Raw genomic sequence first — 12,876 nt, 5'->3', positions numbered from 1 at the left:
CGCACAGGCAGGGCATCCCCCGGCATGGCAATCAGGATGGCGTGAGCTAATGAGATCGGCGTTGCTGTGACGAATTCCGTGTCTGGAAAAGGTGGTGGGCGGCTGAACAGAAGCTGGCCGCAGAAAAAAGCGTTATCCTGCACGCAGAGAAAAGGTGTAACAAAGGTTATTCGTGTCAATGAGTAATCATTGTAGTTCGAAGTATAACCTGGGTGGCTTTTCTCACAAGTAATTGAAGGAAAAAACAAAAAAGCAAAGCGGTACTGGTAAGGCTAAAAAAAGAGAAGGTGCGTGATGGCACATAAAAATTGCGTTTTTTTTCACAAGATTATGCCGTTTTCCATGATCTGCGCGGACAGCTGGCCCGGATGTGTCAGACGCTACACCGCTTCGCGACACTGATGACAATAATGACTATCGCTGCTGCCCAGCACCCGACGCAGGAAATCCTGCGTGCGCGCTTCCTGAGGGTGCAGCAGGATTTGCTGCGCGGGGCCCTGCTCAACAATCTGCCCGCTGTGCAGGAAACAGACGCGATCGGCGACCTCGCGTGCAAACTGCATTTCATGGGTGACCACGATCATCGTCATGCCTTCCCGTGCCAGGGTACGCATCACCTGCAACACTTCACCAACCAGCTCCGGATCGAGTGCTGAGGTCGGCTCATCAAAAAGGATTGCTTTTGGCTGTAGCGCCAGCGTACGCGCGATGGCGACGCGCTGCTGCTGTCCCCCGGAAAGCTGAGTCGGCCAGGCGTTGACTTTGTCCGCCAGTCCCACCAGCGCCAGCAGAGATTTAGCGCGTTTTTCCGCTTGCGCACGCGATTCGCCGTTCACGTGAATCGGCCCCTCCATCACGTTTTCCAGCACGCTACGATGCGGAAACAGATTGAACCGCTGAAACACCATGCCGATTTGCCGACGCAGATCGTTAATGCTTTTGTGGCGACTGTTAACGCGCTGACCCAGCACGCGGATTTCTCCGCCCTCATAGGTCTCAAGCCCGTTAATACAGCGCAGGATCGTTGATTTGCCAGAGCCAGAAGGGCCGATCAGACAGACCACTTCGCCAGGCTCCACGTTAAAGCTCACCCCTTTAAGCACCTCAACGCGACCAAATTTTTTATGCACCGCATCAATCTCAATCATCTTATGCTCCTTTGATCTGGCGTTTTTCCAGCCGCCTGGTCAGGGCCATTAATGGCATACATAACAGCAGGTAGAGCACCGCCACCAGCGTATAGACCGTGGTGTTATCAAAAGTCGAGGCGGCAATCAGCTGTCCCTGGCGGGTCATCTCCGTAACGGCAATCGTGGACGCGAGCGCAGAATCTTTCAGCATCATCACCAGGGTATTGCTGTATGGCGGCAATGCCACGTGAAACGCCTGGGGTAAAATCACGCGGCGCATCGCTTTGCCAAAGCTCATTCCCATCGAACGTGCCGCTTCGAGCTGACCGCGATCGACCGACTCAATTCCGGCACGAAATATTTCAGCAATATAGGTAGAAAAACAAAAAGCGATGCCGATAACGCTGGCCTGAAAGGAGGTTAGCGTGATGCCAATATCCGGAAAAACAAAATAAATATAAAACAGCACCACAATCATTGGCAGGCCGCGCGTGATATTAATGACCGTTGCGACCGGCCAGGCAATGATTTTCCAGGGGCACATTTTAGCCGCGGCAAATAACAGGCCGAGCGGGGTACTGATCACCAGCGATAACAGTGTGATCGTGATTGTCATTTCAGCCCCTTTCAATAAAAAGGGCAGATAGGTATGAATGCTGCTCCAGTCCATCTTAGGCTCCTGGTCGTTCTGCACAATGCATAGCAGGGCAAGGGCGTTTCATTATAATGAATATCTTTGTTGGCAAAGCGCTGTCAATAAATACCCTTGCTGTGAAGATAGCGAATACTTATTACCGCTATAAGCTTCAGCTATAGATTGGCATAAGTGGAAAAGCAACGGTGTAGTGGGCAGGGTGTGAAGTCTCGCATTTTCACAAAATAAAACGTTGACAGCTGCCGCACTAATTTCATTATAGTGAAAAAGACGTTCGCCCTTTTCATACTGATACAGGAGTGAGTTATGTCTGCTGCCCGTTATAAACGTGTTGTAAGCCTTTGCGTGGCCCTGGGTCTGGCTGCCAGCGTTACCAGCCATGCAGAGGCGGCTGTGCTGACGGCAGGATCGCCCCCTTCCAGTGCCCCCACCACTTTTCTCAATACCCAGAGCGGAAAAATTGAGGGTTTTATGCCCGATGTGGCCGCAGAAGTGGCGAAACGCCAGCACCTGGATGTGGACTTCACCGCCGTGCCGTTTTCCACACTGATACAGTCGGTTATCGCAGGCAAGATCGATATGATCGTCGCCGGTATGACGCCAACGCCCGATCGCGCAAAGCGTATTGGCTTCTCACAACCGGTCACAGCGTTCGGCGCGGGTCTGGTGGTGCGTGACGACAACACCAAAACCTATCACTCGCGGCAGGATTTGAAAGGCGAAGTGGTGGGCACAATGGCGGGAACAGATTATACGCAAAGCCTGATGCAGAGCGGCATCGCCAAAGAGGTCAAAGTCTATGACAGCCCGGCGGATATGACGCGCGACCTTGCACTGGGCCGCATCGCGGCTGGCATGAATGACTATCCCATTCTGAAAGCGCAGGCAAAAGCGGGCGGACTGAAGGGGATGCATGTGGTAGAGGGCTACAAGCCTGAACATGTCTCACCGATGGCGTTCGGCGTGAAAAAGGGCAACGACAAGCTGCTGGCTGAAATTGACAGCGCACTCACCGCCATGAAGCAGGACGGCTCACTACAGAGCATCAAAGATAAATGGGGCATGCCCTGATCACCAACGGCAGCGGGCAGGCGCGACGACAACGGAAGAGCGTAAGATGAAAAATACCTCGCAACAGAAGGCGGACCCCGGGGCCGCCGAAACGGATATTGGTTCGCGACTGAAAACGCTGCGCAAAGCGCGCAATCTGACCATTACCGAACTGGCGTTACTGGCAAACGTCTCGGCGGGAGCCATCAGCCAGATTGAACGTAACCTCACCAACCCAACCGTGCGGGTGCTGGAACAGCTTCGGCTGGTGCTGAAAGTACCGCTAACCGCCTTCCTTGAGGAGAGCGCGATATCGCTGCGCGGCGCGGAGCACTATGTCCGCCGCCGTGCAGATCGACCGCATTTTCACGTCGGCAAGCGCGGCATCGCCAAAGAGATGCTGTCGCCGACGGGCGATCATGACATGCAGTTTATGGTTATCCATATTCCGCCAGGCGTTCGTTCTGACGAGATGCTGATCGGTCAGGGCGAAAAGGCGGGTCTGGTGATTGAAGGTGAGCTGACGCTGGAGATCAACGGTGACACGGCACGCCTGATGACCGGCGACAGCTTTCAGTTTAAAAGTCATCTGCCGCACAACATTTTCAACCCCACAGATAGCGATGCCAGAGTCTTGTGGATTATGCATATTCCGCCTGAGCAACATCTCTGATTGCACTGAATGAAAAGGTTCTTCTATGCGCATAAAAATCAATGCGGTTACCGACAGCGCCACGTTTCCTGAGCAGGTTGATGTGATTGTGATAGGTGGCGGCATTATTGGCACCTCCGTGACCTATGAACTGGCGAAGCAGGGCGTCTCTGTGGCGCTGTTTGAAAAAGGGGTGATCGGTGGCGAGCAGTCGGGACGCAACTGGGGCTGGGTCAGACAGCAAAACCGCGATCTTTATGAACTGCCGCTGGCGATGCGCAGCCTGCAACGCTGGGAAGAGCTGAGCGGCGAAATCGGTGAGGATCTCGGTTTTCGCCGCAGCGGCATCCTGTACGGCACGCAGAACGAAGCGGATGTGGCGCGCTGGGAGGCGTGGGGCAGGCAGGCGAAACAGATGGGCTTCGTCAGTCATTTGCTGTCGGCTCAGGAAGTGCATGAGCGGATCGGCAGCCAGGCGCGCTGGGTCGGCGGCATCTGGTCGCCTACCGATGGCCGTGCGGAGCCCTCACTGGCCGCACCCGCGATTGCCACGGGCGCACAACGACTCGGCGCGGCTGTCCATCAGCGCTGTGCGGTGCGTGGGCTGGATATCAGCGCGGGCCGCGTCTCTGGCGTCTGGACCGAGCGTGGCCGCGTGCGTGCCAGCCAGGTGATCTGCTGTGGCGGGGCGTGGAGCTCCCGTTTTTGCAAGCCCTATGGCATTGAGCTACCCAGCGCCAATATCCTCGGCACCGCGTTCAAAACCACGGCGGCACCCGAGGTGATTCAGGGCTGCCTGAGTATGCCAGAGCTCTGCATTCGTCGCCGCCTGGACGGCAGCTACACGGTTGCCATACCGGGCCGTGGCCAGCTCGATCTGGCGCCGCAGAATATCCGCTATGCTGCCAGGTTCTATCCGATGTATCGCAGCAAGATTGCAAAAAAACTCAAGCTGCGTCTTAACGGATCATTTTTTAACGGGCCGGAAGCGGCGGGCTCGTGGTCCAGCCATGGCGTATCGCCCTTTGAGAAAATTCGCGTGCTCGACCCTCAACCCGACAGGGCACTGCTGAATGAGGCGCTGCGCACGCTGGTGAACGCCTTCCCTGCGCTGGCGGGCATTAAGATCGATCACGCCTGGGGCGGCTGGATTGATACCACGCCAGATCTGGTGCCGGTTATTGATGAAATAGAGAACGTGCCGGGCCTGTTTATCGCCTCGGGATTCAGCGGTCACGGCTTCGGCATCGGCCCCGGCGCTGGCCTGCTGTGCGCTCAGCTTATCACTCGTCACTCGCCTTTTACCGATATGACACCTTACCGGCTGGCGCGCTTTGCGAAAGGAAATGTGATTCGCGAACCGCAGATGATGTAAAAAAAGCCCGCCGAAGCGGGCTTTTTGTCTTTACGCGCGCGCGGGTTTGCCGCGAACCGGGGTATCACCCGCCACAAAGTAGCCCGCGGTTGAGGCGGGGAGCGGCTGGCGTCCGCGGATAGCGTCGGCAATCTTCTCGCCGATCATAATGGTCGTTGCGTTCAGGTTGCCGGTAATGATCAGCGGCATAATCGATGCATCAACCACGCGCAGTCCCTGCAGGCCGTGCACGCGGCCCTCTGCATCCACAACAGCCATCTCGTCGCTGCCCATCTTACAGGTGCCACAGGGATGGTAGGCCGTTTCCGCATGATTACGCACGAACTCATCCAGCTGCTCGTCGGTTTCGCATTCCAGGCCAGGGCTGATCTCGCGGCCACGATACTTGTCCAGCGCAGGCTGATTAATGATATCGCGCGTGATGCGGATAGCGTCGCGGAACTCATGCCAGTCCTGCTCGCTGGACATGTAGTTAAACAGAATCGCCGGATGACGGCGTGGATCACGCGACTTGATGCGCACGTGACCCCGGCTTGGCGAACGCATCGAGCCAACGTGGCACTGAAAACCGTGCGCGTTAACGGCATTTGAGCCGTTATAGTTAATTGCTACCGGCAGGAAGTGGTACTGAATGTTCGGCCATGCGAACTCCTCCCGACTGCGGATAAAGCCGCCCGCTTCAAAATGGTTGCTGGCACCGATACCGGTCCCGTTAAACATCCACTCCGCGCCAATTTTTGGCTGGTTCCACCATTTCAGCGCCGGGTAGAGCGAAACGGGCTCTTTGCACTCGTACTGCAGGTACATCTCCAGATGATCCTGCAGGTTCTCACCCACGCCCGGCAGATCGTGCACCACAGGAATGTCGAACGATTTCAGCAGGCTGGCTGCACCCACGCCGGAGCGTTGCAGGATTTGCGGTGAGGCGATAGCGCCTGCGCAAAGCAGCACTTCACGGCGCGCATGGACTTTGTGCGAAGTGTTGCTTGAGCCAAGCAGATACTGCACGCCAACGGCGCGCTTGCCGTCAAACAGGATGCGATCGGTGGTAGCGTGAGTAACAATTTTCAGGTTCGGGCGCGCTTTTGCCTGATCGAGGTAGCCGCGCGCGGTACTGGCGCGACGCCCCTGTGGCGTCACGGTGCGGTCCATGGGACCGAAGCCCTCTTGCTGATAACCATTAAGGTCATCGGTGCGTGGGTAGCCCGCCTGCACGCCCGCCTCAATCATGGCGGCGAACAGGGGATTGTTGCCAGCTTTCGGCGTGGCTACGCTCACCGGGCCATCGCCGCCGTGATAGTCGTTCGGCCCGATATCGCGCGTCTCCGCTTTGCGATAGTAGGGCAGGCAGTTGAGGTAGCGCCAGGACTCCAGCCCCGGAGCCTCTGCCCATCCATCCAGATCCATCGCGTTGGCGCGGATGTAGCACATACCGTTGATCAGCGATGAGCCGCCCAGCCCTTTACCGCGTCCGCACTCCATGCGGCGATTATTCATGTGCGGTTCCGGCTCGGTTTCATATGCCCAGTTATAGCGTTTTCCCTGTAAGGGATAGGCCAGCGCTGCGGGCATCTGCGTACGGAAATCCATACGGTAATCAGGACCACCCGCTTCCAGCAGCAGAACATTGACATCGCGGTCTTCAGTCAGACGGGTAGCCAGAACGTTCCCTGCGGATCCGGCACCGATAATGATGTAATCAAATTCCATTGGTCGCTCCTCAGGTTTATTCATTAATCAAAATACTGACTGAAAACGGTCAAGCTCGACCTGCACAGACTTCACCTGCGTGTAATTCTGCAGGGTCATCAGGCCGTTTTCGCGGCCGACGCCGGAGTGCTTATAGCCACCGACCGGCATTTCTGCTGCAGACTCGCCCCAGGTGTTGATCCAGCAAATCCCCGCTTCAAGCTGGTGAATTACGCGGTGCGCACAGTTGAGATCCTGGGTTACCAGCCCTGCGGCCAGGCCAAATTCCGTTGCATTAGCGCGGCGCACCACCTCTTCTTCGCTTTCGTAGGTCAGAATGGACATGACCGGCCCGAAGATCTCCTCGCGCACAATCGTCATCTCATCGCGGCAGTCGGTGAACACGGTGGGTTCAACCCAGGCCCCTTTGTCAAAGTCACCCCCCTGCATACGCTGACCACCACACAGCAGACGTGCGCCTTCGGCTATACCGGTTTCGATATAGCGCATGACGTTGTCACGGTGGCTGAAGCTCACCAGTGGACCGAAGTTGGTTTGCGGATCGTTCAGATCGCCTGCGCGGATACGGCTGACGCGTGCCTGAATTTTTTCTTCAAACGCGGCCTGATGCCTGGCGGGAATAAAGACGCGCGTCCCGTTGGTGCAGACCTGACCGGAACTGTAGAAGTTCGCCATCATGGCGATATCCGCCGCCAGATCGAGATCGGCGTCGTCAAAAATAATCAGCGGTGACTTACCGCCCAGCTCCATGGTGACCTCTTTCAGCGTTGACCCCGCTGCGTTGGCCATCACTTTCTTGCCGCTGACCACGCCGCCGGTAAAAGAGACTTTATCGATGCCGGGATGCTCGGTCAGCAGTTGACCCGTCACCGCACCGCGGCCCGGCAGCACGTTAAACACGCCGTCTGGCACACCTGCTTCGCTGTAGATTTCCGCCAGTTTCAGCGCGGTCAGCGGTGTCACTTCGCTTGGCTTAAAGATCATCGCGTTACCCGCGGCCAGTGCCGGAGCGGATTTCCACAGCGCGATCTGGATGGGGTAGTTCCAGGCCCCAATGCCCGCCACCACGCCGAGCGGTTCGCGGCGCGTATAGACGAAAGCGCTATCGCGCAGCGGGATTTGCTGGCCTTCCAGCGAGGGGATCAGCCCGGCGTAATACTCCAGCACGTCTGCGCCCGTCGCGATATCGACGCTGGCGGTTTCACTGAACGGCTTGCCGGTGTCCAGCGTTTCCAGCGCGGCCAGCTCATCGTTGCGCTCACGCAAAATATCGACGGCGCGACGCAGGATGCGTGAACGCTGCATGGCGGTCATGGCCGCCCAGATCTTCTGACCTTTACGTGCCGCCGCGACAGCACGATCGACATCGGCGCGACCAGCTTCATGCACGGTCGCCAGCACGGCGCCGTTAGCAGGGTTCACGGTGTCAAAGGTGTCACCAGCGGCCGACGGGAGATAAGCGCCATCAATATAGAGGTGTTGCTCTGCGAATCGGGACATGGTTTCTCCTTTATCAGGGATTCGTGTTGCCAGCCAGCTGCTGGCGGATGAACTGGGTAGTGAGCGAGAGGGCAATTTGCAAATCAAACGGCTTGCCGCCCAGCGCGGCGCGCAGCCAGAGGCCATCGATCAACGCCGCCAGCCCGTAAGCGGCAATGCGTGCCGCGTCACGCGGCATTTCGCGGCGGAACTCCGCGGCCAGCGACGAGAACAGGCGACGGCTGCTGACGCGCTCCAGTCGGTTAAGCTGGGGCTGATGCATGCTGCTGGACCAGAAATCGAGCCACGCTTTCATTGCGGCTTTGTGCACCTGTGTTTCGTCAAAATTGCCTTCAACGATAGCGCAGAGGCGCGCCTCAGTGCTGGCGTTGGCCAGCGGCCTCAGCCTGTTCGCCACGGCTTCGCGCAGCTGCCGGGTGACGTCACGCATGGTGGCTTCAAGCAGACCGTTTTTGTCCCTGAAGTAATGGCTGATGATGCCAGTCGACACCCCGGCACGCCGCGCAATCTGCGCAATGGTGGCGTCGTTAATTCCCACCTCGTTGATGGTACTCAGGGTTGCATCAATCAGCTGCCGACGTCGTATCGGCTGCATTCCCACTTTTGGCATGACAAGCGCTCCGCCCCTAAACAAGTCCACTATTAGAACTTTTATTGATTGAACGTTCAATATAAAAAATAAATTTGTTAGGATATTGTGCCTTGATTGTTTCAATGCGCAACGTGCATGCTGACCGCAGCCGCTACGCTTAACATTCAGGAGAAAGACTATAAAAGCCAGTCACATCGCAGCAAGAGGCTCATATAACACATTGATTTGTATATAAAAAAGAGGTAACTGATGATAAATCCACCTGCAAGTGAAAAAGACAGAATCAATCCCGTGGTGTTTTACACCTCGGCCGGACTGATTCTGACATTTTCACTGGTGACGATTCTCTACAGCGAGCTGGCCGCCGCCTGGATTCAGGCCGCAGTAAACTGGGTATCGTCAACGTTTGGCTGGTATTACATGCTGGCCGCTACGCTCTACATCGTATTTGTGCTGTTCATGGCCTGTTCACGTTTCGGGGCAATTAAGCTTGGCCCGGAACAGTCGAAACCTGAATTTAGCCTGCTGAGCTGGTCTGCCATGCTGTTCGCCGCCGGTATCGGCATCGATCTGATGTTTTTCTCGGTGGCTGAGCCGGTCACGCAGTATATGCAGCCGCCAGAGGGAGCAGGGCAGACCTTTGAGGCGGCACGCCAGGCCATGGTCTGGACGCTGTTTCACTACGGTTTAACCGGCTGGTCGATGTATGCATTGATGGGCATCGCGTTGGGCTACTTTAGCTACCGCTACAATCTGCCCCTGACCATCCGTTCGGCCCTTTACCCTATATTTGGCAAGCGCATTAACGGTCCGATTGGTCATACGGTCGACATTGCTGCTGTTGTCGGAACGATATTCGGCATCGCCACCACGCTGGGCATCGGTGTGGTACAGCTGAATTACGGGCTGAAGGTGCTGTTTGATATCCCTGAAGGGCTGGGAGCGCAGACCGCGCTGATTGTGCTGTCAGTGGTTATCGCCACTATCTCGGTGACGTCGGGCGTTGATAAAGGCATTCGTATACTCTCTGAGCTGAACGTGGCCCTGGCGCTGGGTCTGATCCTGTTTGTGCTCTTTTTCGGTAAAACCGACTTTCTGCTTAATGCGCTGGTGCTTAACGTGGGTGATTACATCAACCGCTTTATGGGCATGACGCTGAACACCTTTGCTTTCGATCGTCCCACGCAGTGGATGAATAGCTGGACGCTGTTTTTCTGGGCCTGGTGGGTGGCCTGGTCGCCCTTTGTCGGTCTGTTCCTGGCGCGGATCTCGCGTGGACGCACCATCCGTGAGTTTGTACTGGGTACGTTGATCATTCCCTTTACCTTTACGCTGTTATGGCTGTCGGTCTTCGGTAACGCCGCGCTTTACGAAATCATTCACGGCAATAACGGCTTCGCTCAGGAGGTGATGCATCATGCTGAACGTGGCTTCTATCTGCTGCTGGAGCAGTATCCCGCCTTTAAGCTGAGCGCATCGGTCGCCACCATCACCGGCATGTTGTTCTACGTGACGTCAGCAGATTCAGGCTCGCTGGTGCTCGGCAATTTCACCTCAAAGCTGAAAGACATCAACAGTGACGCACCGAACTGGCTGCGTATCTTCTGGTCCGTCACCATCGGCGTGCTGACGCTGGGCATGCTGATGACCAACGGCATCTCTGCGTTGCAGAACGCAACGGTGATTATGGGTCTGCCGTTCAGCTTTGTGATCTTCTTTATTATGGCCGGGCTTTATAAGTCGTTAAAGGTTGAGGATTATCGTCGGGCCAGCGCCAGTCGTGATACCGCCCCCTATCTGGCGACCAGCAGCGATCGCCTGAGCTGGAAAAAGCGCCTGTCACGCCTGATGAACTATCCGGGTGCCCGCTACACCCAGCAGATGATGGACACGGTAATTTTTCCTGCCATGCAGGAGGTCGCGAAAGAGCTGGAACTGCGCGGGGGACGCGTTACCCTGGCGCGTCTGGAAACCGAGGCGAGTGTGCTGGGCTATATCGACCTGCGCGTCGATCTGGTGGAGGAACAGGAGTTTGTCTATCAGGTCTGGCCGCAGCAGTATTCGGTGCCGGGCTTCACCTATCGCGCACGCAGCGGTAAATCAACCTATTACCGACTGGAAACCTTCCTGCTGGAGGGAAGTCAGGGCAACGATCTGATGGATTACAGCAAGGAGCAGGTAATTATTGATATTCTCGATCAGTATGAGCGTCATCTGAACTTTATCCATCTGCACCGCGAGGCGCCGGGCAACAACATTACCTTCCCGAGCGCATAATCCATTAACAAGGCCAGCTTAGCTGGCCTTTGTTATTTTTTACTTCAGACCCTGGCTCCGCCAGCGATCGTAGTAGATATGCTCTGCCTGAAAATCTGCTGCGCCCGCTTTGCCGGTCAGTTTCAGGGCAAGCTGAAAGGCGAAGTCAAAAGCCACACCCAGCCCGCGGCCGCTGATCAGGTTGCCATCCTCAACCACATCCTTCATCACATATTCACCATCGCTGTGCTGCATCCAGAGTTCGCCAGAACAGGTGTAGCGACGGCCCTTCAGCAGCTGGTTTCCCGCCAGCACGCGCGCCGCAGCTGAGCAGATGGGCGCAATGATTTTGTTTGCCTCATCATGGCGCTGAATAAACGCGCTTACCGCCAGGCTAGCGGCAAGGTTAACCGTGCCCTCCGGCCCGCCGGGGATCACTATGGCATCAAACCAGGTGGTGGAAAGCGCCTCCAGCAGGACATCCGCCACCGTAACGACACCGTGGTAGCTGATGACCTGATTCTGCGCATGACAGGCAACCGTTGTGACCTGAATACCCAGACGGCTGAGAATATCCAGCGTGATAAAAGCTTCGGCCTCTTCGAAGCCGGGCGCCAGGAGCAGGGCGGCTCTTTTTGACATAATCTCTCCTTGTAAAAGTCTGACGGCACTAAATTAATAAATAAAACAGCGTTTCATTTATATCCTGGTCAGGGTTGCTCTGACAAACTTATCGCCAGACCCGACGGCACTCCCGTTCGGGGACGTTGTACGCAGGTTTTGTTACCTCAGCATTCAGAGGTATGATTCGCGGATGACAGGTTTTGCCGGGTAAGCGATGTGTAATCGGTACGGCAGAACTGGCGGGCCACAGCCGGTACGCACAGGGAGACAGGGTTAAACGTGTCCTGGGCGGCCCAGCACAGAGGTTTTCGCCAGAGCGGACCAGGCCTGCAAATATTTTACAGGTTTAAATGTCACCCGGTTTCGCGACGCAGAGATCTATTCCAGACAGGGATAGAGTGGGTAATAAAGAGCAAATTCACGAGAGATCTACAATGAAACATTCTCCTGTTTTATTTCTGCCAGTTTTACTTATCCTTGCGGGTTGTCATGCAGGCTTGCATAAGCAGAAAGAAAATGCGGTAAAAGAGCCTGCATCGGCTTTCATTAATGATAAAGCGGTATGGAAAGGCAACCTGGATAACTGTTTTGCCGCGACCAGCGACAACAGTTGTTTGACTGATGAAGTAAAAAAAAGTGGCTCGCCAGAAGCGCTAAAGTCCGTTCAGTACATTGCGAAACAGGGTGAAACGGGATATGTCGCTAAATTCACCAAAGAAGGCCCGATTGGTGTTGCGGTAATCGAATATCCTTTCAGAGCGAACAATAATTCTGGAACGTTACTGATACCCTCTACAGGAAATCCTGTTGATGTTGAAGATTTTCAGGATAAAATTAAAGCCAATCCCGCCTGGCTAGCCTTTGAAAAGCAGCATCCTGATTCAACTGCATGGTCTCCTGCGACGCTTGAAAAAATGAGTCAAACGGATAACGGAATAAGCTTAACGTTCTCCTATCCCGTTAAAAGCTGCCATGCATGTGACGATACTGGCGCAATTTATATAAGCTATGATTTCACCAGAAATGGAAATTACCTGGGTCACAAGGTAACGGATATACAATAAATACGTTTAAAAAGATAATTATCTTTTCAAACGGCGTTTTCAGGCTGACTCTGACTGCATCCGGGTCGGCCTTTACTGGAATGAACGCTCTGCGTTTTTCCTCAACGCTGGTTTTCACCCGGCCCGTCGGCAGTAATGACTCCGGCTGAGCGTGTTCTGACGCTCCAGTTCGCCGTTTTATTCTGGTGCAGTTTAGCCGCGCCGCGTGGTTTATCAGCACCGACTGAGTCTTTATTCTGACAAACTAAAAGTGGTATGCCTGTTCAGG

General features: G+C 55.5%; 11 protein-coding genes. 5 read left to right on the top strand and 6 right to left on the bottom strand.

Features of this window, described 5'->3' with window-relative positions; translation table 11 throughout:
* Positions 1–380 precede the first annotated feature (380 nt).
* Positions 381–1,148, bottom strand: a complete 768-nt coding sequence (locus tag HP564_RS02735; RefSeq protein ID WP_371239937.1) for an amino acid ABC transporter ATP-binding protein — start codon at positions 1,146–1,148, stop codon at positions 381–383.
* 1 nt (position 1,149) lies between these two features.
* Positions 1,150–1,800: an amino acid ABC transporter permease gene (locus HP564_RS02730; protein WP_371239935.1), complete on the bottom strand. Its 651-nt coding sequence runs from the start codon at positions 1,798–1,800 to the stop codon at positions 1,150–1,152.
* A gap of 291 nt (positions 1,801–2,091) precedes the next feature.
* On the opposite strand from HP564_RS02730, the gene HP564_RS02725 reads away from it, so the two are divergent.
* The 3 genes from HP564_RS02725 to HP564_RS02715 are packed head-to-tail and all read left to right on the top strand — an operon-like array spanning position 2,092 to position 4,862.
* Entirely contained in the window at positions 2,092–2,856 is a 765-nt protein-coding gene (locus tag HP564_RS02725; protein ID WP_371239933.1) for an ABC transporter substrate-binding protein, read from the top strand.
* A 46-nt stretch (positions 2,857–2,902) separates the two neighbouring features.
* The gene (locus tag HP564_RS02720; protein ID WP_371239931.1) at positions 2,903–3,508 is read left to right on the top strand and encodes a cupin domain-containing protein; all 606 of its coding nucleotides are present in this window, start codon (positions 2,903–2,905) and stop codon (positions 3,506–3,508) included.
* 25 nt (positions 3,509–3,533) lie between these two features.
* The gene (locus HP564_RS02715; protein WP_371239929.1) at positions 3,534–4,862 is read left to right on the top strand and encodes an NAD(P)/FAD-dependent oxidoreductase; all 1,329 of its coding nucleotides are present in this window, start codon (positions 3,534–3,536) and stop codon (positions 4,860–4,862) included.
* A 30-nt stretch (positions 4,863–4,892) separates the two neighbouring features.
* Here the strand turns inward: HP564_RS02715 and betA are convergent, their stop codons facing one another.
* Genes betA through betI form a run of 3 tightly spaced genes read right to left on the bottom strand, consistent with a single transcriptional unit; the run spans position 4,893 to position 8,682 of the window.
* Positions 4,893–6,572 (bottom strand): choline dehydrogenase, encoded by a 1,680-nt coding sequence (gene betA, locus HP564_RS02710; protein ID WP_371239928.1) that lies wholly within the window; start codon positions 6,570–6,572, stop codon positions 4,893–4,895.
* Positions 6,573–6,599: 27 nt separating this feature from the next.
* On the bottom strand, positions 6,600–8,072 hold the full coding sequence (gene betB / locus HP564_RS02705) for a betaine-aldehyde dehydrogenase (RefSeq protein WP_371239926.1): 1,473 nt from the start codon (positions 8,070–8,072) through the stop codon (positions 6,600–6,602).
* 13 nt (positions 8,073–8,085) lie between these two features.
* Positions 8,086–8,682, bottom strand: a complete 597-nt coding sequence (gene betI / locus HP564_RS02700) for a transcriptional regulator BetI (RefSeq protein ID WP_371239924.1) — start codon at positions 8,680–8,682, stop codon at positions 8,086–8,088.
* 231 nt (positions 8,683–8,913) lie between these two features.
* Between betI and HP564_RS02695 the strand changes: the two genes are divergently transcribed.
* A complete protein-coding gene (locus HP564_RS02695; protein ID WP_371239922.1) occupies positions 8,914–10,941 on the top strand; it encodes a choline transporter in 2,028 nt (675 codons plus the stop codon).
* A 39-nt stretch (positions 10,942–10,980) separates the two neighbouring features.
* On the opposite strand, the gene HP564_RS02690 is transcribed toward HP564_RS02695, so the two are convergent.
* Positions 10,981–11,562, bottom strand: a complete 582-nt coding sequence (locus HP564_RS02690; protein WP_371239920.1) for a DJ-1 family glyoxalase III — start codon at positions 11,560–11,562, stop codon at positions 10,981–10,983.
* A 380-nt stretch (positions 11,563–11,942) separates the two neighbouring features.
* Here HP564_RS02690 and HP564_RS02685 point away from each other — a divergent pair, with 380 nt between their 5' ends.
* Positions 11,943–12,608, top strand: coding sequence for a hypothetical protein (locus tag HP564_RS02685; protein ID WP_371239918.1), 666 nt, complete (start codon positions 11,943–11,945; stop codon positions 12,606–12,608).
* Positions 12,609–12,876 lie beyond the last annotated feature (268 nt).

The organism is Pantoea sp. KPR_PJ, assembly GCF_041386365.1.
Taxonomy (GTDB): Bacteria; Pseudomonadota; Gammaproteobacteria; order Enterobacterales; family Enterobacteriaceae; genus Pantoea.
The sequence above is the reverse complement of the archived record's forward strand: the minus strand, read 5'-3'. Positions and strand labels throughout refer to the sequence as shown.